Genomic DNA, 22,272 nt, shown 5'->3' with positions numbered 1-22,272 from the left:
GAACCGAGCGAACCTGGGGATGGAAGTGATGCACGAGCGCAATGCTCACAACTTCCCGCTTGACCTGGCCGCAGTGCAAGCGCCCGACATCAACGGCTAGTTCTCGACTTGAGTTAGCAACTGACCGCTTCCTTTACAGGGGGCGGTTTTTTATTGCTCAGTTTAGGTCTGCTGCTACGATCGACCTATGAACTATTGGCTAATGAAGTCCGAGCCAACTTCTTACAGCATTGAGGACTTGGCGCGAGATCGCGAAACAATTTGGGATGGCGTCCGCAACTATCAGGCGAGAAATTTTTTGCGATCGATGCAGATCGGCGATCGTGCATTCTTCTATCATTCCAACGTTTCGCCACCGGGGATCGTTGGGCTAATGCACATCACCGCAGTAAACCTTGCCGACCCAACGCAGTTTGACGCGCAGAGCAAGTACTTTGATCCAAAATCGACTGTGGAATCTCCACGCTGGCAAACTGTCAAAGTTGCCTATGAACAAACGTTTTTGCGTTTAGTTACGCTCGATGAACTGAAGCAGAAGTTTTCGGCAGAAGAACTGGGAGTGGTGCGATCAGGCAACCGACTGTCAGTGATGCCAGTCGAGTCATCGATCGCGCTGCAAATTCTAGCCCTAGCTGAAGCGGTGAAGCTATAAGATCCCCTTAATACACCACCTGCCAAACTCGCAGCGTATTGTCTGCACTGGCGCTAACCAATCGTTTGCTGTCGGATGTAAAGGCGATCGCATTCACCGCATCAGCGTGGCCTGTGAGCGTGTCAAATACATCACCCGTTGCCATGTTCCAAATTTTGATGGTTGTGTCACTGCTGCCACTGGCGAGTAAGCGACCGTCGCGGGAAGTGGCGATCGCGTTGACTTCTCTGGTGTGACCGCTGAAGGTGCGGAGCAGTTCGCCTGACTGGAGGTTCCACATCCGCAGGGTTTTGTCTTTACTGCTGCTGGCGATGTGTCTGCCGTCTGAAGTGAAGGCGATCGATTGGACGGCATTGAGATGACCGTGCAAAACCCGCACCAGTTCGCCGTTGCTCAAATTCCACAGCTTCACCTTCTGATCAAGTCCGCCTGTCGCGAGTAACGTGCTGTCGGGACTAATGGCGATCGCTCGCACCATGCCGATTGTACCCATCAGCGATCGCAGCGGTGATCCGGTGGGTAACTGCCAGATGCGGACACTGCGGTCTTCGCTGGCACTGGCAAGAATTTGGCCGTTGGGCGAGATGGCAATCGCGTTCACGTCGCGGGCGTGGCCGCTTAGGGTGCGTCCGGGTGTTGCGTCCTGTAAATTCCAGCAGCGGATTTGGTGGTCATCGCCGCCGCTAATTGCCATTGTGCCGTCGGGCGTGATCGCGATCGTGTTCACGTCGCGAGTATGGCCGCTCAAAGTGTGCTGAAGTTCTCCCGTCGCCAGATTCCAAATTCTGACAGTGTCGTCAAGGCTGCTGCTAGCGGCGATCGGTGCGATTGGACTGAGCGCTACGCCTGTTACCCAGGACGTGTGGCCTGTCAGGATCATCAAGCAGCGGCGGTCTTTCGATCGTTCTGCGGCAGTCGATCGCGGCGGCGAACTGGGCAGACGCGAGGCGGGTCTGCTCGGCGGCATAGAGAGACGACTGACCACAGGCGGCACGCTGGGGCGATTTGCGATCGGTGGCGTGGGTGGAATGCTGGGACGACTCGTAGGCGGCTTGGGCGGAGCAGAAACGGGCGGCGAGGAAGTGGGAGTGAAACGACGCGAAGCGGGCAAGAACGAATCGGCGTTGAGGTCGCGCATCACCTCATCGGCTGACTGGTAGCGCTCGGCAACCAAATCTTTCAGCATTCGATCGAGAATTTCGGCAAGCTGATCGCTCACGTGCGTTCCGCGCTGAAGCAAATGTTCGCGCCAAATCCAGCGACCGTTGAGCGGGTCATAGAGGTTGTCGGGCTTGGTGTCGGTCATCAGGTGCAGGCAGGTTGCACCCAAGCTGTAGAGGTCGCTGGCGGGATAGGCGCGTCCGCCGCGAAACTGCTCAATTGGCGAATAGCCTTCTGTTCCAATGCGAGTTCCGGGCGTAGAAGATTCATCATCATCGACGAGTTTGGCAACGCCGAAGTCGATCAGCATGAGGCGATCGTCTTGCTGCCTGCGTAGAATGTTGACGGGCGTTATGTCGCGGTGAATTACCTGCCGACTGTGAACAAAGCGCAGAATTGGCAAAACGTCAGAGAGGACATCGCGAATTTTGCGTTCGCCAAACACGCCTTCTTTTCGCATAATTTGCAGCAGATTATCGCCTTCGATAAACTGCTGTACAAGATAGAGATATTGGTCTTGCTCGAAGTAGGCAAGCAGTGTGGGAATCTGTGCGTGTTCGCCTAATTCATGCAGGCGGACGGCTTCTTGATTGAACAGATAAATCGCTTTTTCCAGCGATTTTGTGCCTTGAATTTGCGGCGAAAACTGCTTGATCACACAGCGGGCGTTGAGGCGATCGCCATCCACTGCCAGATAAGTCCGTCCAAATCCACCTTGGCCGAGCGGCTGAATGGCGCGATAGCGACTCCGCAGCGAGACAAGCGGTGCTCCGCAGGCTTGGCAAACCGTCGCGCTATCGAGATTAAGGGGTCTGCGGCACTGAGGATTAAGACAGCAAATCATGGTGGTAGCGCACGAAGGCAAAGAATAAAGCTGACTGGCGATAGTTAAGATTTTATCGATTTCTTTTGCACTTTATAAAATTAAGTTGGTGGTGCGGCATTTTTCACGGCTTGGCGAAATCCTAGCACGATCAAAATATTGGAAAGGGTTAGGAAAAACTCGGCTCCACCATGCAGAAAATCGACATTTGCCAGCACTTCACCATAAGCTTGCTGTGCGTAAATTCCAATTGGAATCGTCACGGCAACAAACACTAAGGTCATGTAAAAACCGACGATCGCCAATTTCGGTGCTTGACCGGATTTCGTCAAAAACCACAAAAATCCCAGGTAGGGAAACAGTGAAAGCGCAAACAAAGTTTCTTTGGACATGAATTAATTCTGCAAATTTTTGGGTGCAGCAGGTTCGATCGAATTCGGCTGGCGCGATCGAACCCAAATTCGCCAGCCCGCCCAGCACAGCGTGCAGTTGCCGATCAGCGTGGTCGCGGCTTGCAGCGTCACCAGCCAGTTCAGGCTCGGCGCATTGTCGAAATAGTGCCAGGTACAGGCGCACATGGCGCTGATCAGCAAAGGCAGCATGGCGATCGACAAATTCCGCCAAGCGGGAAGCTTGCATAAATCCGCGAACGTCCAGATCAGCCAAATTGCGGCGATCCATTCAATTACGCTGGAAATGTGAATTACCCAGGTTGGAATTGACAAAACATGCATGAGAAAATCCAGCCGTTGGAATTGTTTAAACCCATCGTAGAATCTTAAGCGGTTCGTCGATCGTGAAACGGCAAATGAAAGCGGTGCTGTGTGGCTATTACGGAAAAGGGAACGGCGGCGATGAAGCGCTGTTGGCGTCGCTTTTGCAAATGCTGCCCGCCACGATCGACCCGATTGTCCTCTCCGGCAATCCCACTCAAACGCAGATCGATTACGGCGTCGAGGCGATCGATCGCATGAGTCCGATTGCGGTTGTGAATGCCTTGCGGCGATCGCAACTGTTCATCTGGGGCGGCGGAAGTTTGATGCAGGACACGACCAGTGCCCTCAGTCCGATCTACTACGGCGGCTTGATGCGACTGGCGCAGCAGATGGGGCTGAAGACGATCGCCTGGGCGCAGGGCATTGGCCCCTTGAAGCGCGATCGAACTCGCTGGCTAGCGCGACAAACCTTTGCGAACTGTACGGCGGTGAGCGTCCGCGATTCAGGTTCTGCTGCTCTGTTGAGCGAGTGGAAGATTGATTTTACGATCGCGCCCGATCCCGTCTGGGCGCTGGAATCTGCTTCCGTCCCTGGACTGTGGGATTTGCCTGCGCCCCGTGTCGCCGTGTCGCTGCGTCCGCATTCCGCTCTGACGAGCGATCGCTTGTTCCGCCTGAGTCGCGCCCTGCGAGATTTTCAGCAGGCGACACAAACCTGCATCTTGCTGATTCCGTTTCAGGCGAGTCAGGATATGGCGATCGCGCAAACCCTGCAAGCCGAAATTCCAAACAGCCACATCCTCAGCCTCAGCAATCCACAGCAGCTAAAAGGCGTGTTTCAAGGCGTCGAGATGGCGATCGCCATGCGGCTGCACGGGCTAATTATGGCTGCTGCTGCCGAATGCCGCTGTTTTGCAATCAGCTATGACCCGAAAGTGAAGCAATTGATGCAGGAGCTTGACTTGCCCGGATGGTCGATCGATGCCCTGCCTGCCGATGCCGACGAAATGACTTCGATCTGGCTCGATCAGTACGCGAATGGGGATGCGCTGTCGCTCGATCAGATTGGTTCGCTGGTCGATCGCGCTCAGATGCACGGAGAAGTGCTGAAGCAGGCGATCGCGTAATCAACGTGAGTTTTGGAGCAGCAAATCCCTAAACTTGTCTGTGCATCAGGGTTTGGTTCAAATCGTCATCTACTAGCCATTCTCAAGAAACCCCAGCGTTGAGAGTAGTTGCAGTCAAACCGTTGGGGCGCAAACGCGCGATCTTCGAGTCAGTCATCGACCATCTCAAGACCCTCAATATAAATAATATATTGGTCAATAATATATTGCACTTGACTCTGCATTTCGTCCAAAGTGAATCAACAGCTATTTATGTAAAATTAAGGTTAATTTCTGATGGTGAGGAGCAATGGAAGTAAGAATAGACGATTTATCTGGCTCTGAGATTGCTGAATTTCTAGAGGAGCATATTCGAGACATGAAATCTGTTTCGCCTCCAGAAAGTAAACACGCATTGGATTTGGAAGGTTTGAGAAAACCGGAAATTACATTTTGGACGGTTTGGGAGAGCAATCAATTAATTGGCTGTGGAGCAATCAAAGAATTAGATGCAAATCATGCAGAAATTAAGTCGATGCGAACCTCTGTCGAATATCGAGGAAAAGGCGTTGCGTCGATGCTGCTGGAACATATTTTGAACGAGGCAAAATTGCGAGGCTATCGGCAGATTAGTTTGGAAACTGGATCGATGCCATTTTTTGAGCCAGCGCGGAATTTGTATGCGAAATATGGCTTTGAATACTGTGCGCCTTTTTCCACCTACAAGGAAGATCCAAATAGTGTTTTTATGACAAAGGCACTGTAAAAAGGCGATCGCAACTAAATTTGAGTGATGCCGTAGGGCGTGATTTCAATAGCGTTGGGGAGGGTCATGCGGTCTGAAAACACGCCCTAGCCCAGTTGCATCGTGAGCGGTTCAGTCAAAGTTTGATGGGTGCTGGCGGTTAGCGTGCCGAGGTATTGCTGAAAGCGCGACCACTGTTCGGGATTGGGCTGATAGGTTTGGGCATCGAGCTTGTGAAACAGCGGGGCAGCGAGCAGCGCGGCATATTCGGGGTTTTGGCGTGAAACGGGCGCGAGGCGAGTCGGTTCTGGCGCATCGGGATCGTCTCGATCGGTCGGAACCAGTCCGGGCGGCAAATGACCTTCAAGCAGCGCCAGGATGTGACCATGACAAGCTTGCGTATTGATGCCGCGCCGTTCGAGCATCTGCATGATTGAGCCGATCGATAAGGGCTGATCGGGAAACGATCGCAGCAGTTCGAGCAGCAAAAAGTAATCGCTGTACTGCTGGCGCGGCAAATCGAGGACTTGCGGATGCAGCGGCAACGTTGCCAGTCCATAAGCGATGCGGCTACAGGTGAGCGATCGCGCTTCGAGCGGTACGCCAGCACGAGCGTAGGTGTCTTGAATGATCGTGGCGTTGGGCAGCTTTTGGCGCAGCCAGCGAGCGATCGCCCGCAAGGAACCTGTGCCGCCTGTGCAGACGACCTGCGCGATCGCCGTCAGCGGAATCCCCGTTGCAGCTAGCAGCGCGTTGAGTTCGCGATTGAGCCGCTGAATGTATGGCAGGATCACCTGACTGCCCAAATCTTGTCGCGTCAGTCGCCACTGCTGATCGCCCAGTTCCAGGGTGAACTGGTCTTGGTGCTGCAAAATTAGCTTTAGGTGACGAGCCGCTTCCAGCAGATTTTGACCGAGTGGCGAGCTTTCGAGGTGCTGCTGCAAGCGCAGGCGATTGGCGAGATCGGGTTCTCCGGGCAAGGGCAGAGGCAAATCGGACAAGCCCAAGCTTTCCCAGGTTCCCAAGGCCGGATCGGTCTGCCAGTTGGCGCGATCGCTTGCCGCTGCGCGGTTGCGCGTAGCGCTGTCGCGATCGCGCTCAGCCGGAGCGCCCAGCGTGAAGTTGGCGCTGAGCAGGTTGCGATTGGCAGGGCGACGAGGCTGTCGGAAGCGAGCCGGATGGAGCAGTTGGCAGATGATGTCTTGGTCGATCGCGTTGCCGCCGTAGGGCAAGCTGCGGACGGCGAAATCGCGGTAGTCGAGCGGATAGCCGTCTGCCATATTTGCAGGCAGATTCACGAGGGCAAATTCCGTCGCGATCGCGCCTGCACTGATGGCGAGCGTGCCGCCCTGCCAGTCGGTATTGTGCAGTTGCGATTTTTGGGCGAGGCCGCTGGGCAGCACGACCGATCGGCCATCGGCACTGCGGAGGCCAGAAAGGATGGCGGCGATCGCATCTTCCACAAAGCAAACCTGCTCCGGGTGGGCAACCAGCCTCGCGCCCAAAACGGCTTCGCGGATGTTGAGGCTGTAGGTGTCTGGGCAGTTGATCGGATAGCCAACGATGACTTGAGCAAGCTGCTGGAGTGCCGTTTGAAAAGCGCTGGTTTCGAGTCCGACAGCTCCACAACTGAGCGGAGCGGCGGCGGCAGTGACGGGCGATCGCTGCGTGCTCAGCGTGACGAGCAGCGTTTGCAGCCCTTGGTGAATGACGCTGAGGCTGACGGTTTGCTGGTCAGACCACTGCACCACAGGCTCCCAGCTTCCGGTTTGCGGGCTGTAGTGGGGAATGCCCAGTCGCAAATCGGGCTTGAAGTTTTGCAGCAGGCGAGCGCCATGTGCGGAAGGTTCGTCGCGCAGTGAGGTGAGGGCGATGCGCGTCGTTTCGCGAGAGGCGATCGCGCCCGCGCCATCTTCGGAGCAGTAGACGCGGGCAGGCAAGCGGAAGGTGCGTTCTTCGCCTTCTGCCCAGTAGACCGGAAACAGTTCGCAGCTTAAACGATTGAGCAAAACAGCAGAAATTCCGGTCGTGCCGATATCCAGACCGAGCGACCAAACATTCGCACTCGTTTCATTCACCATAGACGGTTCCGGAGAAGCAGGCTCTAAGGGCAGCGTGTCGGCTTCTGGGTCGCCTTCGGAGGTGGGAAGTTGAAGCGGCGCGAGCAGCCGTTCGATCGCCTCGCTGTCGTAGGCAGTCGGTCGGGAACCGCCGATCGCTTCGGTGGGCGGCGCATCAGTGGTTAGGGATTGAGCCGCTACTGCGTTTTTTTTTTCGTCAGGCGGCTCGATGTCCGGGGCTTCTTCAAACAGGCGATCGAGTCCTTCCAAGGAAAAAGCGTTGTCTTCGGGCGGCAAATCGTCTGGCAGCGGGTCGACGTCGGTTTCTGGGGCAGGAACAGCAGGCGATTCGTTGAAAAAGTCTTCGAGCGTTAGGGCATCTGATGCTTCAGGCTCATCTAGCTCAAAGGCGGATGGTGCAAAAAGGGCTGACTCAGCTTGATCTGGCGGAGGCGAATCGATCGACTCGGTTGCAGGCACATCGATCGACTCGGTGAAGCTGTCGAGCGTCAAACCTGCTTCTTCGGGGGCGAGCGGTTCCGGCAAATCAGGCGTGTCAAACAGCAAATCGCCCAGCAGCGCTTGCTCTTCGATCGTCGGCGTCACAGGCGTTTCGGCAGCCGCAATTTCTGCTTCCGATTCAGCAAACAGCGCATCGAGATCTTCAGCATCAAATACTTCTGGTTCGGTGGCGTCTGATTCCACCATCTCCGGCTGGCGATCGATCGGCGGCATCTGAACGAAATCATCGAGCGTGAGCGGATCAGCCGGAGTTTCGACGCTCTCCATTGTTGGCGCAAACAAATCTTCCAGCGACAGACCAGCATCGATCGATTCGGTTGTGCCTGCTGCCTGTGATTCTTCAAGGCTGGGTGACTCGGCGAACAAACTGGCTAAATCTTCGAGCGATTCCGATGGCTCGATCGCGTCGAGCGGCTCTGGCTGTTCCAAAGGCTCAACCAAGATTGCATCGGAGGTAGGAATAACGTCCTCAACAGCGTCTTCGGTCAGGCTGATCGCAGGCAATTCGACTTCGGCAGGCGTCACCGTCAGCGGAAATAGATCATCGACATCCGCAGCGAGAATGCTGGCGCGATCGTGGCGTCCCGCAACGGTATCGATCGCCGCAGGCGGAATCGGCAGATCCGGCGGCAAATCGGGCGGTGGAATCGGCGGTTGGGGTGGCGCATCCGGCGGCAGATCCGGGGGCGAATCGGGCGGCGTATGAATGTCGAGCAGGTCACGCAGTTCCGCATCGGTAGGTGGCAATTCTGGCGCATCGCCAAACAAATCGAGGGAATTTTCTGGCTCGATGGCTTCGCCGCCTTCGGGCGCGTCCGATTCCGACCGAGCAGATTCCTCAAACAAATCGAGCAGATCAGCTTCCGCACTAAGTTCTGGCTCAGGAGTTGCCTCAACGGATGGGGGTTCAGTAGATGGGATTTCACTCGAACCGAACAACTCATCCAAGGTTAGATCGGGTGCAGGAGCGGACGGCTCAATTGCAAGCTCAGCAGATAGATCTAGCCCTTCAAGATTCGATAAATCGCTGGAAAGCTGCTGAAGCGTGTTGTCATCAAGCTGCATCAATCCTGCCTGCTCGATCGCATCCTGACTGCCCAGCAGATCTTCTTCGGGCAAAGCGGGAATGTAAGTATCTTCGGCATCTGCATCGATCGTGGGGACAACGGGCGAGACGGCGATCGGCTCAGCGGACGCGGGCGCGTCGATCGGTTCAGGCTCGATGAGTTCAGACAAACTGCGAATCGACTCGATCGAGTCAGGTTCTTCCAGTTCTGGTGCGGGTTCAGCAGTCGAAACAGCGTCCGGTTCGGGCGTGAACAAAAACGATTCGAGCGATTGCGGTTCAGTCGGCGCAACGTCCAGTTGTTCACCCGACAATTCCACCCCAGACGACTCAGCAGCAGACGAATCGGCAAACAGTGCTTCGAGGTCAACAGGCGGCGCGTTGTCGGAAAGTGGGCTATCTGGCAGCGCATTGGCTAGCGGATCAGCCGCGACGGATTCGCCGTTTGGCGATTCGTCCTCGCCTGTGTAGGGTACGGCGCGATCGCCAAACAAGCTTTCATAGAAATTGTCGAGATCAGCAGTCGGTTCAGCGTCCGCAGGCGCAGCACTAACAGGCGGATCGATCGCAGAGCTAGACGGCTGCGGATCAACCTGAAACACCGTGATTTCTTCATCCACAGCAGGAGCAGTAGCGGGATCAACCTGAAATAGGGTGACTTCCTCGTCGGGGGTGGGCTGCGATAGATTGAGGGGCAGGTCAATATTGAGCAGATTATCGGTTTGGGGCGGCATCGACAACTGCGGCGGACTGCTGGTGCTGGCGGTTGAGTTGGGCAGGCCAAGCTCGCTGAGGAGCCGATCGATCTGCACCTCTTCGCCTTCCGTTGGCCGCAAATAGCCGGACGTTTCGCGGCCAAGCTGCTGCGCCAACCGATTGACCAGAGCAGCAAACAGCGCTTCACTTTGCTGGCCGAGCGTGTGCATTTTCTCCAGGCTGGCGCTGAGCGATCGCTGATAGCTTTGCAGATCCGCTTGCAGCGAATCAAACATGACGCGCAGTGAAGAATCCAGCTTCAGCACGTACTGGTCAGTTTCGGTCGAATCTGCGGACAGTCCGCCCATTTGGGTAATTTGTGCCGACAGCCGCTCTTGAATGCGATCGGTGAGCGATCGCATCAGTTCCTCCATGAGCTGCTGATTGACGGGAGGCAAGCGGTACTGCTGCCGCTGCGCTTCAAGCTGCCGCACTTCCTCTTGCAACGTCGATCGCTGCTGCTGTAGCTGCTCTAGATCCGATCGCAACGGCTGCATCACGTTCGTCCGCAGATAGCTCATCTCCTGCATGACGGCCTGTAGCACCTGCTGAGCCGAATCCGCAGCGGGCACTTGACCCTGCGCGTATTGACCCAGCGACGATCCGCTGCCGACAGGTCGTCCCGCACCCGCCTGCAACAGCGTCACTAGATATTCGCGAGTCCGCATCAAGACGGCTCGCTGCTGCTGAGCCTCACTGGACAATCCCCAGAGCAATCCTGGCCCAGATCGGCTGAGAACAGAATCAATCTGCTGAATGAGCGCTTGGATTTGAGTCGGTTGAGAAGTCACAGCGGAATTCCTGACTACAGCGAACGAACGAAAAACAAAAGCGCGGTTTGCAATCACAACAAACCAGATTCCGTCGAGGCAATCAACAGCTACTAGTACTCTAGAGCGTTCTCAACAGGGTAGATCATCTTGGCGGCTTTCTGACGAACTTCAGTTTTGACGAACTTCTTTGACAAACTTCAGCCACCTGAAGCGGTCGCCCCTTCCTCTCCAAACATTAAGTAATGTAAACTCAATGTCAGTTCTCCCCAAATTGTACCTTCCATGAATCGACGTTTTCTGCTGCGCTGGCTTTGGGCTTGCAGTTTCGCGCTGCTGATGTGCTTGAGCACCGTTCCCGCTGCGATCGCGCTAGGCGGCCAGCAGCCTGCGATCGACCAGCCCGCTCCCGCCTTCACCCTGCCCACCAACACAGGCGACGGCGAAGTTTCGCTCTCCGACTATCGCGGCCAGTGGGTCGTCGTCTACTTCTATCCCAAAGACTTCACGCCGGGCTGCACCCTCGAAGCCCGCCGCTTCCAGCAAGACCTGCCCAAATACCAAGCCAAAAACACGCAAATTCTCGGCATCAGCGCCGACGACATACAGTCTCATGCCGAATTTTGCGACTCCGAAGGACTACGCTTTCCCCTCCTTGCCGACCTCAAAGGAACCGTCAGCAAAGCCTACGGCTCGTGGCTTGGCGTCATGTCCCTCCGCCACACCTACATTGTTGACCCAGACGGAATTTTGCGCGATCGCTTCCTCGGCGTCCAACCCGCAATCCACAGTGCAGAAGTTCTATCACGGCTAGAAGAATTGCAAAGTTAAGGAATCTGGCATCGGTAAAAGACAGGCAAGCAGCAACCAGCGGTTCGGAAACCAAGGACGCGGATAACCTACCCATGTGGCGCACATTGACCTTGCGAGTAACCCCTTGTGTAGAAGTGCAGCGGAGATGCAAAAGAAAATCCGTCAGCGTCCCAAATCATGCAGGCGGTGAATCTCATCCACACATCGAGCCGTCACCGCCTCCAAACCCGATCGATCCCCTGCAATGGGCGGCTCAATCACCGACCCAACTCGCACCGTAATCGGTACCGATCGCGGCAACAGCTTTCCCTTCTTGACGATCGCCTGCGTTCCCCACAAACTCACAGGCAACAGCGGCACCTGCATCTTTGAGGCAATCATCGCGGCCCCCAACTTCGCCTGATCAATGCGTCCATCGATCGTCCGCGTCCCCGTCAAAAAAATTCCGATCGCCCAGCCATTTTCAAGCTGCGTCATTGCCGCTCGAATCGCACTGCGATCCGGCGATCCGCGCTTCACCGGATACGCGCCATAAAGCGCGATCGCCCGACTGAAAACCGGAATCTCAAACAGTTCTTCCTTTGCCATGTAAGAAACCGGACGCCTGACCGCAGCCGACAAAATTGGCGGATCAAAATCGCTGGCGTGATTGCTCACCACAATCAGCGGCCCACGTTTCGGCACCTGCTCAGCCCCATAAATTCGTCCCCGAAAATAGCCATGCAGCATCGGGCTGACGATCGACCACTTAAACAAGTGATAGAGAACAAGGCTGATATGCGGTTCACGACTCTTCACAAGACAAACTGCCACAAACAAATCTGACTCGATCTTAAAGCGAAGCGTGAACCACACTCTGCTAAGAAGCAGCCAGCAAATCAAGGAAACTTCTTTAGCCTGTAATTTCCGCGCAAAGACAGGGTATTTTATTACAGCTACTTTTGAACTGTGTTCTGCTTGCACAAGGAAAGCTGATGGCTAGAGATTCAGGAAATCGCCTCAACCAAGCTCGATCGCTGACGATCGCTGCTCGACGCAAACAGCTTAGCGAGACGATCGGCGCAGGCGATCCGGCTGACTTCTTTCGCTTTCGACTTTCCGATCGCCGCAGCACCAGCTTTTCCCTCTCACAGCTTCGAGATAATGCTGACCTTGCGCTTCTCAACAATCGCGGTCGCGTCATCAGTCAATCGCGCCGTCCTGGAAATCGCACCGAGCAAATCAACAGAACGCTAGAGGCCGGAGTTTACTATTTGCGCGTCACTCCTCGCGCTCGGCAAGATAGTACCCGCTACCAGTTGCGCTACAGCGCCGCTACACCCAGCCCAAGCCCAACCCCAACCCCGACGCCCGGAAACACCAATCCAACGATCGCCTCTTCCGGCATTTCGGTGATCCGAGGCACAACCGCCACGCTCAACAGCAGCTTGCTAAGCGCAACCGATGCCGAACAGCCCACCAGCAATTTAGTGTATACGCTGACTACCTTGCCGCAGAGCGGGTCGCTGCTGTTCAACAATGAAGCGATTACTGCGCCAGGTCGAACCTTTACGCAGGCTGACATCGCTGCTGGACGACTCACCTACACCAACCGAGGATCATCTCGACCCCTGGCAACTACCACCACGCTCAATCGCAACCCGCAAATTTCTGGCTCCAATGTGGTTTGGGAAGGCAACGAAGATGGTGATTTTGAAATCATCTACAGTGACGGCAGCACCAGGCGATCGCTTACCAACAACAGCGTAAACGACCTTAATCCGCAAATTTCCGGCTCCAATGTGGTTTGGCAGGAAGGCACAGGCAGCAGTGCGCGAATTTTGCTGCTGCAAGGTATTGACAATCCAGCATCGACCACTCCGACTCCGCTTTCGCTAGCAACCTCAACGGACAATCGCGCTCCGGTCATTTCTGGCACGAATGTTGCGTGGTCTGGCAGAGGCGGCGTTGACAGTGGCAACGATTTTGAAATTTTCTTCTGGAACGGTACGCAGGTTCAGCAGCTCACCAACAACGATACGGATGATGTCAACGTTCGGATTTCCGGCTCGAACCTGGTGTGGCAAAACGAAAATGTGGGCGTAGCAGATTCCGAAATTTTCTTCTGGAACGGTACGCAGGTTCAACAGATCACCAATAACAGTACAGACGATCAACTGCCGCAAATTTCCGGCTCCAACATTGTTTGGCAAGGCGTCGCAGACAATAACTTTGAAATCTTTTTCTCCAACGGCGGCGCAAATCCGCCCGTCCGCCTCACAACGAACACAACGAACGACTTGAATCCGCAGATTTCCGGCTCCAACGTCGTTTGGCAAAATACGGTCGGCAGCACCTCCACCATTTTCTTTACAGCCGTCGGCAACGCGCCCACTGCCCCGATCGCCCTCTCCCCGGCAACCGGATTTGCCAACAATCCGCAAATTTCCGGCTCCAACATTGTCTGGCGGGGTGCAGCCACAGCAAGCTCCAGCCTGGAATTATTCTTCACGGACAGCCCAGGCACTTCGTTGATTCAACTGACTAGCAACAGCAGCGCCAGCAACGTGACGCCCAGCATTTCGGGCGGCAACGTTGTTTGGACGCGATCGACCAGCCCGAACTTAACCACGTCACAGGTATTTCTGATCAGTGCGGCTCGCCAAGACAGCTTTGGCTTCACCGTCACCGATGGCGCAGGCGGCAGCACAAACGGCACGTTCAACTTCACGATCGGCTAGAGAAACGCGATCGCTTCTGTCAATGGGGCAATTGCGTCCTACTGCGGCAAATCCGCGATGCTGCTGACGTTCTGTAAGGTCAAACCCGGACAGGTGCGCTTGATTAGCCCAGTTAGCACCTTGCCGGGACCAATTTCCACGACCGTCTCAACGCCTGTCTCCGGCAATTTGAGCGAAATTTCGCGCCAGCGTACCGATCCGGTCATCTGCCTTGCCAGTCGGTCTTTCAACACAGCCGGATCGGTGGCAAGTTCCGGCTCCACGTTCGACAGAACCGGGACGCAAGCTGGATTGAAGTTCGCGTTTGCCAGAACCGACTGAAACTCGATCGCCGCCCCAGCCATCAGCGGTGAATGAAACGCTCCGCTGACGTTGAGCTTGATTTTGCGTTTGGCCTTGACCTGTGTGAGGACGGTTTCGACGGCTTCGGGCGTCCCGGAAATTACAACTTGCCCGTCATTGTTGTCATTCGCCAAAACCACGTCCGGCGTTTTGAGGATGCACTGCTCTAACTCGGCGCGATCGAATCCGATCAGCGCGGCCATCTGCCCGTCTGAAGCGCTGTCCATCAGTTCGGCTCGTCGCTTCACCAAGCGCAACCCCGTTTCAAAATCAAACGCTTCAGCCGCATACAAAGCCACATATTCACCTAAGCTGTGTCCTGCAACGACGCTCGGCGGCTGCGATCGATCCATCATTAAATCGACCAGAATGCTTTCCACAACATACAGGCAAGGCTGCGTGTAGAGTGTCTTCGACACCTTGTCGTCAGGACTCTGGCAAACAGCGGGCACCGACCAGCCCAAAATCTGTTCAGCTTGGGCAAATTTGGCTTGGGCAGCAGGAATGTCGAGCAGATCGGTTCCCATGCCGATCGCCTGCGAGCCTTGTCCGGGAAACACCCACGCGGTTTTAGCCATTGCGATTCGATCGATTTACGAGAGGCACTTGGCTATTTTACTGCGTCAAGGGGATGTGATTGTCAGCGTGTATCGGCCTCGGCTGTTGCTGTCAAATCCGTTTGCGAGAACAGTATAGGTTCCCGTTGTGGGCAGTTCGATCGAGATGCGGGCGTTGCGATCGGCTGAGCTGATATCGTCGTTTTGCGCCAGCGATGTGCCGTCGGGATTGACCAAAACGAGATAGGTATCAAACTCGGTGCTTTCGAGCGAAATTGTGATGCGCTGGCCTGCTTCGCCTTGAAAGGTGAAGCGATCGAACAAGCTGTTATCCGAGGGTAAAACCGTATCTCCCGGTTCTAAAACGCCTTCTTCTCGCAGCAGCGTTTGGCTAGGACTGGGTGCAGGCGCAGGGCTAGGTTGCGGAACTGGGCTAGGTTGCGGAACTGGGCTGGGCGCAGGCGTAGCGGTGGCGGTGTAGCCGCTCTCGCGCAGAAATTGGCCGAGGCTGGCGAAAAACTGCTGGCGATCGCTTTCCTGATACGCTTGCTGGACGCGCTGCCAGCCGTCTGCCCCTTCACCGAGCAGATGTTTGGTGGCGAGATAGGCGGCGAGGTGGCCTTTGACTTCATAGCCTTGCTGCCGCGCTTCGCTGTAGGCTTGCCAGATTTGGTAAGCGCGACTGTAAACCGTTTGCCGATAGCGGCGCGTCACATCGACCAGTTCGCCGTTTTGGTAGTGCCAAATTTGCGGCGGAAAGTTCGAGCCTGCAAAGCTGCTGAAGGCATATGCAAACCGATCGTCCGCGCTGACCCATTCGATCGTGCCGTCCGTGTCGAGGTCTTGCAGCCGATAGCCCACGTTGCCCCACTGGTGTTCGATCGAGGTGTACTGCTCGGACTGCGGATTGTAGCGGTAGATCATCGAGTAGGTGCAGCAGTGCGCTCCGCCCGTGTAGAGGTCGAGAACCACTTCGGCTTCTGCGTCGCCACCAAGGTTTTGCACCTTCAGCATTCCTTCTCCAGTGCGGCAGGCATCTTCGTTCGTAATCGGCTGATCGAGGACGCGATCGCCCTCCCGCTCGATTTGCAGACGAATGTCTGAAACGCAAATGCCCTCTCCGGGCTGATAGGAAAGCGCGGCTTCCACATTGCCCGCTTCTGCCCGAACGGTTTCAGCGATTGCGGCTTTCGGCAACATCAGCACAGCGATCGCACTCACACACACAGCCCAAAATTTCGGTTTCATCGATCGAATCTATCTAGTGAATCAAGCAAGAGAGAATTGGCTGACTGCTCGCACAATCGGAAAGTTCCCCTTGTTATGCTCTTCACTATACGGAAGACAACTGGCATTTGCCCAGTGCTAAAAATTTGTAACAAAAGATGTCGTTTATCTATTCACGCACCATTCAATTTCGCGACACTGATGCAGCAGGTGTTGTGTATTTCGCAAACATTCTGTCGATGTGTCATGAAGCGTATGAAGCTTCTTTAATGGCAAGTGAAATTGAGCTGCGATCGTTCTTCGGCAACGTGGCGATCGCCATTCCTATTACGCACGCCAGCGCTGACTTTTTAGCCCCGATGTTTTGTGGAGAGCGCATCGAAATTCATCTGACTCCCACGCAAATTCGCGAAGAGAAATTTAGAATTTCCTATCAGCTTCTTGCAGTTGATTCGCTAGAGCGGATTTTAGCCAAAGCGGTGACAGAGCATGTTTGCATCGATCGCGCAACGCGCCGTCAGCAAGCTCTGCCGCCAGAGATGCAGCATTGGATGCAGCAGTTCAGCTAGCAGTTTGGCGATCGAAGATTGCGGTTTTGAGTTGCGCTAAGTTGAGTTTTCCCTGGGCATTGCGCGGCAAAGTATCCAGAACAATCCAGCGTTTTGGTCGCTTGAATGGAACAAGCTGAGCGCTCACAAGTTGCTGCAATCGATCGATCGAACTGTCGGCATTAGCCAGCACACAAGCGGCGGTTACAACTTCACCCCAGTCGCGATCGGGCAATCCAAAGACGCAAACATCCTTCACCAGTTTCGTTGCCCAAATTGCCGCTTCCACTTCTGCTGGAAAGACGTTTTCGCCGCCCGTAATGATCTTGCTGCTGCTGCGTCCGACAATGTGCAGTTCACCCAATGCGTCAAAATAGCCGAGATCGTCGGGCACAAATGGCGCGTCGGACGGAAAAAAGTTTGGGTAGTAGCCCAAGCAGAGCGATCGCGCCCGAATCTGCAACGGTTCGATCGCATCACACTGAATTTCGGCATGGGGCAGCACGACTCCACAACTGCGTCGCCCCTGCAAAAAGCCGTCTGGACGCAGTGTCGCAATTTGCGAAGCGGTTTCGGTCATGCCGTAGGTCGGTGCGAGGCGAATTTGCAACGCTTGAGCGCGATCGAGCAGTTCCGGCCAAGCGGGTGCGCCACCCAGCAAAACCGTGTGAAACTGCTTCAGCCAGTCGATCGCACAGCGCAGAGGGAACGGTATCGCGCAGCGCTCCCGGAACGGTATCGCGCTATCCAGCAAGCGCTGAAGCTGAGTCGGCACGAACGATAGGAAGCAGGTTGCCGGATCGACAGCGGGACGCAATCCGGCTTGGATAGATTTAAACGGAGCGATTGCCAGCGTTCCCCCCGTAACGTAGCCGCGCCAAAACTGCATCAGACCGCTGACATGATGCAGCGGCAGAACACAGACGGAGTTGATTTGAGACTGGCCGAAATAGGTTTGGAAGCCGCGCACCGAGGCAGTGAGCGATCGCCAGGTATGCATCGCCAGCCGAATTTCCCCGGACGATCCGCCTGTCGGAATCATCACGCTGCCGCGCACTGCATTGGTTGCGGCTGAACTGGGAACAATCGGACAGTCTCCCCAGACGCAATTCGGCTCAACGAGCCGCGCTACCTGTTGCCAGTCCGATTCGACCCACTGCGGATTTGCCAGCACGATCGGCGCACCGATCGCCGCTGCTGCCAGCAATCCTGCCAGGAACTCGATCGAATCGCGCTCCGTCAACAGTACCGTTGGCAAAAGGCCGTTTGCAATCTGCTGGAGTTCCTGAGTCCGTCGCGCCGTTGCCTCTTGCAGGCGCGGCGTGTTGTCATGAGCAGCTTCACCAATCAGTAGCTTGCCGCCTCGTTTCTGCCAAACTTTTACCAGATCTGCCATATCTGTTCATCATCCAGGCGATCGACTCCATCTGCAAATAAGTGATCGACCCCCATCCCCAGCGCCAAAGCAGACGGCTCAGCCAGATGCGTTTCGATGAAGCGACGAGCGATCGCAGTTTCCAGCGCAGAAGACCAAACGACCGAAAGCTGATGCGTTTGCACAAACTCGCGCAGGCATGAGGGAAATCCCGCGATCGCCGCCTTGACGACATAAATGCCCTGCCAGCCTTGGGCATGAGCCGCTTGCAGTTGAGCGATCGTCGCCACCGATTCATCCAGCGCGATCGCAGTTGAAAAATTCTGACTCAGTTCCAGCATTTGATCGAATCGATCGACAGGCAACGGCTGCTCCAAAAATTCGATTTGCGGCGAGCGATCGCACACTTCCAGCCAGCGCTGCGCCGTCTCGAAGCTCAATCCACCGTTGGCATCCAGCCGCAGCTTTAGCGTTGTCGGAAGCTGGTTCAGCAGTTGCGTGAGTAAATCGAGTTCTCGATCGATCGCGTCAACGGCAATTTTCCATTTCAGCGCTGGGTAGGTTTTCGCCAATGATGCGAGTGCTGCGATCGCGCTGCTTCCGGTTGGCAGCAATCCGCAACATAACAACTTTTTGTCAAGCGCGACTGTTTGATCGAGCGATCGCCAAGCTGACTCAAAGCCAAACTGACAGGCAGGCAAACAGTCAGGAATTTCAGCAATTCTTGCCGCATCAAACTCTGGCGGCAGACTGTGGCAGAACGCGATCGCCTGCTCGATCGATTCGCTGCCAAACCAGGGAATCGGAGCAATTTCACCGTAGGAGATGCGATCGAACTCGTCTTGAAGTTGCAGCAAAACGCCCTCTCGCTGCCGCCAAACGCCGTGATGCGTTCGGAGCGGCAAGCGAAAAGGGCGCGAATACAAGCGAAACTGAAGTCGCAGTTTATTCGCCGCGAGCAGGCTTGGTGCGCGATTTGGCTCTGGCGGCACTTTGCTTGAGGGCTTCAAGGCGAGATTCGTAGCGTTTGCGCTGGCGCTTGCTGGAAGATTGATCGATCAGCACTTTCAAAGCGCTTCCCAAGCTTTTGTAGGCGTTGGGCAGCGTGTAGCCAAAACGGGTGGCGAGAGCGATCGCCTTTTCGTCCGCTTCGTAGGCTTCTTTGAGCGTTTTTTCATTGCTGTTGCGCTGATATAGACGGAAGCCCGACACGCCACACAGCGCCAAGGCCAGCATCAGCAGCAGACCGTCTTGCACCCACAGTTCCCCGACTGCACCGCCCAAACCGATCGCCAGTGCAGCCATTTCCCAGCCGTCGCGGGGAATTGTGTCGTTTTGAATCCGGCCAACTTCATGCCAAAACAGCAGATTTCGCTGGTCAAGCGCCAAGCCTTCCCACTTGAGCAAATCGATTTGCACCTCGACTTGATCTTTGCCAATTTCTTCGCTCGTAATCAAAGGCGGATTGACGGCTGTGGTGGCTTCGATCGAAACCCAGCTTCGCAGTTCTGGCGGCAACAGCGACTTGAGCCGTCGCAATTCGCTCAAATCCGATCGAACCGATGAAGTGGCGTATGAGGTCATAGTCGCTGGTAAAAGAGTCTATTTTCGATAGTATAGCGATTCTTGGTCGCTGATTGTTGTATCAGCCAGAGCGCGATTGAGCAACCGTATTCCACTGCTGCCGCCCGCTTGCTGCCGCAATTGCCTCAAAAATTGCCTCAAATCGATCGAACTTGAGTGCTGACCGCTGCCTTTCTCAAAAGCTATTACAATTATTGAAGTTCTATTGAGCAGGTTTACAGTGCTGATTGGACTTGTTTCGCTGGGCATGAAGCTGAATGCCGCCTCGATCGCGGGCGTTGGATTGTGGTCGCTCGCTTTATATCTGGGCTTTTCGCCGCTGAGTGAAGCGGTGATGGAGCAAATCGATCGCCTCCTCAAATCGATCGCTTCCCGCATTTCACCTGAGCCACAGCGCTTGTTTGAACTGACTGCCCTCCTCGCCTCGCTGCTGAGCGTCATTCCTTTTTTGATTGTGGGTGGCCTGTGCAACTTCGGCGTAGAAGCGAGCTTGGGCGGAAGCTGGCCGATCAGTACGGGAATTTTGGCCTGCATTGGTGGCGGCGTATACGAACTGGGTCGCCGCGACGGGCAGGCCGCCAAAGGCCGATAATTCGCAAAAATTGTAGAGGTATGGCAAGCTGTGCCCGAAGCTATCGAGAAGGCGTGGAATTGAGTGAAGGTTCGATCGCTTCATCCACCAGAATTTGCAGAAGCGATCGCAACCGTTCGCCTCAATCTGCCACAACTTCCGTCACGATCGCGACAAGCTGATCTGCTGCTCCGGGCGTACCGCGCACCTGCCGCAGGCGTTGACGAATCGCGGCCAGCTTTTCCGGATGGTGCAGCCAGTCGATCGCCAGCAGCGCTACTTGTTCGGGTTGCAGCTTGCCAATCAGTTCCGGGACGATCGCTTCGCCTGCCCAAATGTTCGGCCAAGCCAGCAGGCGCGATCGCCGCAAAAACCAGCCGTTGATTAGCTTGGCAAACATTTTGCCTGCACCGGGAAGCCGCGCCAGCAGTCCGGGTAGACCGTCCCACGATCGCATTGCGTCAAGCTGATAGGTCGGCAGCAGCACGATCATCGGCACGGCCAGCGATCCGAGTTCTGCCGTATTTGCGCCCACCGTCGTCAGGCAAAACTGACACTGTGCCAGCGTGTCGTAGGCCGGAAACTGCCGCACCAGTTCGACTTGCAATCCGCTGGCCGTTTTCAGATAGGCTTGCTCATCTGCGATCGCCAAATCTGCCGCCCCTTCTGGCAAATCCGCCAGGATGGGATTGAACATTGGGTCAGCAAACTTTGCCAAAGTCGGCAGATCCAGCGTCGGCGCGACCGGAAGCACAAAGCGCACCTGCGGACAAGCGGCGTAAATTTGCTGAGCGATCGCCAAAGCCAGCGGTACGCCCTGAGTGAGTTTGGCCGCTTTTGAGCCGGGAAGCAGGCCGATCAGGGTGGTGGGGGGTTGCGGTTGATTGACCGTCGAGGCTGAAACGAGAACGGGGCGATCGACTGGTTCGACAATGCCATCTCGACACCCAACACCCACCTCTGCCATCAAGTCACCGACAACACTCAACCGATCGCGATATTTCGCGGGAGCGCGATCGATCAGTTGCGGCTTCATGACGCCAAAGCGATCGACCCAGCGATGCCAGCGCGTTTCCCATTCGCCATAAACCACGATGCGGTAGCCCAGCCGTTTGCCAATCACGACCGAGAAGAACTGGTCGCCGCCCAAAAACAGAACGACGCCGCGATCGTGCCAGTCCCAATTTTCTGCTGTTTTTCCGGTCAACAAAAAGGGCAGAAAGTGCGCTGCGCCCTGAATGCGATCGAGTTCCGGAAAGGTTTGAGCGATCGCCACTTCGCGCCCAGTCGCATTCGGACAGGGCGACAGCACCAGGGAAATTCGCGCTTGAGCCGCAAACTGTTGCCTGAGCGATCGCACAACGGGGCGCACCCAGGTTGCCACTTCGCCGGGGCCATTCGACAAAATCAAGATATCGATCGGTTCCACAATTCCACTCACACACTTACACAAGAGCATATCGGAGCGAGCCACTTCAGGCGCGATCGCTCCTAAAATATGGATGAATTAAACGCAAACAAAGTGCCGCAAGGAGCCAAGGGTGAGTACTGAAGACGTTGATTTTCAGCAGGCCGCAAACGACCTCGCCACCGCTGCCGAAACGGGGCAAAGCGCAGAAGTCGATCGGCTCTTACGAAGCGGCATTGATGTCAACAGCAGCGACGAAGAAGGCTGGACCGCTTTGATGGGAGCCGCCGCAGCCGGAAATGCCGACATTGTGGAACTGCTGCTCGATCGCAGAGCCGAGGTGAATGCCCAAACCAGTTTTGGTTTGTCGGCCTTGATGAGTGCCGCCGCTCAAGGTCAACTTGAAGTGGTGGAACTGCTGCTCGATCGCGGAGCCAACCCTGACCAGCGCGACAGCAACAACTGGACAGCACTGATTTGGGCGGCAGAAGAAGACCAGCCAGAAGTTGTCGAATACCTCAAGCAGTTTCGATTGCGAGCGCATTAATCCGACTTAAAAACCGATCGCTCAAACGAAAACAGGCAGCAGTTCAATTCAAGACTGCTGCCTGTTTTGGCAATTCCAGCTTCGATCGCCCTAGGGCTTCATGCTCTCGCGCACGATTTCCTCGCGCTCCAGGACGCGGCGTGTATCATCGGCAAACACCGCTTGGTAGACAAAGCCCGCTAGCACCGCTCCCACAATCGGCG

The 22,272-nt window shown here is 55.6% G+C and carries 20 protein-coding genes; 9 read left to right on the top strand and 11 right to left on the bottom strand.

All coding sequences use genetic code 11. The features are described 5' to 3' along the window. On the top strand, positions 1-100 hold a 100-nt coding region (locus tag H6F67_RS27395), incomplete at its 5' end, for a photosystem II protein D1 (RefSeq protein ID WP_199304500.1). Positions 101-187: 87 nt separating this feature from the next. Further along, on the top strand, positions 188-652 hold the full coding sequence (locus H6F67_RS18055; protein WP_190768017.1) for an EVE domain-containing protein: 465 nt from the start codon (positions 188-190) through the stop codon (positions 650-652). 7 nt (positions 653-659) lie between these two features. Here the strand turns inward: H6F67_RS18055 and H6F67_RS18050 are convergent, their stop codons facing one another. The 3 genes from H6F67_RS18050 to H6F67_RS18040 form a co-directional block, all read right to left on the bottom strand. Continuing rightward, positions 660-2,657, bottom strand: coding sequence for a serine/threonine-protein kinase (locus tag H6F67_RS18050; RefSeq protein ID WP_190768016.1), 1,998 nt, complete (start codon positions 2,655-2,657; stop codon positions 660-662). An 80-nt stretch (positions 2,658-2,737) separates the two neighbouring features. Continuing rightward, the gene (locus H6F67_RS18045; RefSeq protein WP_190768015.1) at positions 2,738-3,028 is read right to left on the bottom strand and encodes a DUF3593 domain-containing protein; all 291 of its coding nucleotides are present in this window, start codon (positions 3,026-3,028) and stop codon (positions 2,738-2,740) included. A gap of 3 nt (positions 3,029-3,031) precedes the next feature. Beyond that, on the bottom strand, positions 3,032-3,370 hold the full coding sequence (locus tag H6F67_RS18040; protein ID WP_190768014.1) for a DUF2499 domain-containing protein: 339 nt from the start codon (positions 3,368-3,370) through the stop codon (positions 3,032-3,034). Between the two features lie 74 nt (positions 3,371-3,444). Between H6F67_RS18040 and csaB the strand changes: the two genes are divergently transcribed. Beyond that, positions 3,445-4,479 (top strand): polysaccharide pyruvyl transferase CsaB, encoded by a 1,035-nt coding sequence (csaB, locus tag H6F67_RS18035; RefSeq protein ID WP_190768022.1) that lies wholly within the window; start codon positions 3,445-3,447, stop codon positions 4,477-4,479. A 289-nt stretch (positions 4,480-4,768) separates the two neighbouring features. Beyond that, on the top strand, positions 4,769-5,224 hold the full coding sequence (locus tag H6F67_RS18030; RefSeq protein WP_190768013.1) for a GNAT family N-acetyltransferase: 456 nt from the start codon (positions 4,769-4,771) through the stop codon (positions 5,222-5,224). Positions 5,225-5,310: 86 nt separating this feature from the next. On the opposite strand, the gene H6F67_RS18025 is transcribed toward H6F67_RS18030, so the two are convergent. After that, a complete protein-coding gene (locus H6F67_RS18025; RefSeq protein WP_190768012.1) occupies positions 5,311-10,398 on the bottom strand; it encodes a hypothetical protein in 5,088 nt (1,695 codons plus the stop codon). Positions 10,399-10,662: 264 nt separating this feature from the next. On the opposite strand from H6F67_RS18025, the gene H6F67_RS18020 reads away from it, so the two are divergent. Further along, positions 10,663-11,208 (top strand): peroxiredoxin, encoded by a 546-nt coding sequence (locus H6F67_RS18020; protein ID WP_190768011.1) that lies wholly within the window; start codon positions 10,663-10,665, stop codon positions 11,206-11,208. A gap of 144 nt (positions 11,209-11,352) precedes the next feature. Here the strand turns inward: H6F67_RS18020 and H6F67_RS18015 are convergent, their stop codons facing one another. Then, the gene (locus tag H6F67_RS18015) at positions 11,353-11,988 is read right to left on the bottom strand and encodes a lysophospholipid acyltransferase family protein (RefSeq protein WP_313926858.1); all 636 of its coding nucleotides are present in this window, start codon (positions 11,986-11,988) and stop codon (positions 11,353-11,355) included. A gap of 176 nt (positions 11,989-12,164) precedes the next feature. Here H6F67_RS18015 and H6F67_RS18010 point away from each other — a divergent pair, with 176 nt between their 5' ends. Then, positions 12,165-13,910, top strand: a complete 1,746-nt coding sequence (locus H6F67_RS18010; protein ID WP_190768010.1) for a cadherin-like domain-containing protein — start codon at positions 12,165-12,167, stop codon at positions 13,908-13,910. Between the two features lie 38 nt (positions 13,911-13,948). Here the strand turns inward: H6F67_RS18010 and fabD are convergent, their stop codons facing one another. Together fabD and H6F67_RS18000 are read right to left on the bottom strand one after the other, a co-directional pair. Then, complete coding sequence (gene fabD / locus H6F67_RS18005) at positions 13,949-14,830, bottom strand: ACP S-malonyltransferase (protein WP_190768009.1); 882 nt, start codon at positions 14,828-14,830, stop codon at positions 13,949-13,951. A 45-nt stretch (positions 14,831-14,875) separates the two neighbouring features. After that, positions 14,876-16,057: a PPC domain-containing protein gene (locus H6F67_RS18000; RefSeq protein WP_190768008.1), complete on the bottom strand. Its 1,182-nt coding sequence runs from the start codon at positions 16,055-16,057 to the stop codon at positions 14,876-14,878. A 137-nt stretch (positions 16,058-16,194) separates the two neighbouring features. Here H6F67_RS18000 and H6F67_RS17995 point away from each other — a divergent pair, with 137 nt between their 5' ends. Next, positions 16,195-16,605, top strand: a complete 411-nt coding sequence (locus H6F67_RS17995) for a thioesterase family protein (protein ID WP_190768007.1) — start codon at positions 16,195-16,197, stop codon at positions 16,603-16,605. On the opposite strand, the gene H6F67_RS17990 is transcribed toward H6F67_RS17995, so the two are convergent. From H6F67_RS17990 to H6F67_RS17980, 3 genes are read right to left on the bottom strand one after another with little or no spacing between them, the layout of a single operon-like run. Then, positions 16,598-17,980: an AMP-binding protein gene (locus H6F67_RS17990; RefSeq protein WP_190768006.1), complete on the bottom strand. Its 1,383-nt coding sequence runs from the start codon at positions 17,978-17,980 to the stop codon at positions 16,598-16,600. The two genes, H6F67_RS17995 and H6F67_RS17990, sit on opposite strands and share 8 nt — an antisense overlap. Next, on the bottom strand, positions 17,965-18,951 hold the full coding sequence (locus H6F67_RS17985) for an o-succinylbenzoate synthase (protein ID WP_313926859.1): 987 nt from the start codon (positions 18,949-18,951) through the stop codon (positions 17,965-17,967). The genes H6F67_RS17990 and H6F67_RS17985 overlap by 16 nt, the downstream gene beginning before the upstream one ends. Then, the gene (locus H6F67_RS17980; RefSeq protein WP_190768005.1) at positions 18,905-19,543 is read right to left on the bottom strand and encodes a DUF3318 domain-containing protein; all 639 of its coding nucleotides are present in this window, start codon (positions 19,541-19,543) and stop codon (positions 18,905-18,907) included. Before H6F67_RS17980 ends, H6F67_RS17985 begins: the two co-directional genes overlap by 47 nt. 220 nt (positions 19,544-19,763) lie before the next feature. On the opposite strand from H6F67_RS17980, the gene H6F67_RS17975 reads away from it, so the two are divergent. Further along, positions 19,764-20,135 carry a hypothetical protein gene (locus H6F67_RS17975; protein WP_313926857.1) on the top strand — a complete coding sequence of 124 codons (372 nt, stop codon included), beginning with the start codon at positions 19,764-19,766 and terminating at the stop codon, positions 20,133-20,135. Positions 20,136-20,256: 121 nt separating this feature from the next. Here H6F67_RS17975 and H6F67_RS17970 read toward each other — a convergent pair whose 3' ends face one another. After that, on the bottom strand, positions 20,257-21,573 hold the full coding sequence (locus tag H6F67_RS17970) for a lipid-A-disaccharide synthase (protein ID WP_199304501.1): 1,317 nt from the start codon (positions 21,571-21,573) through the stop codon (positions 20,257-20,259). 82 nt (positions 21,574-21,655) lie between these two features. Between H6F67_RS17970 and H6F67_RS28185 the strand changes: the two genes are divergently transcribed. Then, positions 21,656-22,069, top strand: a complete 414-nt coding sequence (locus H6F67_RS28185) for an ankyrin repeat domain-containing protein (protein ID WP_190768004.1) — start codon at positions 21,656-21,658, stop codon at positions 22,067-22,069. The last annotated feature ends 203 nt before the right edge of the window (positions 22,070-22,272 follow it).

Source organism: Microcoleus sp. FACHB-1515 (genome assembly GCF_014696105.1).
Lineage (GTDB): Bacteria > Cyanobacteriota > Cyanobacteriia > Elainellales > Elainellaceae > JAAUTJ01.
This window is presented reverse-complemented; position numbering and strand designations above follow the sequence as displayed.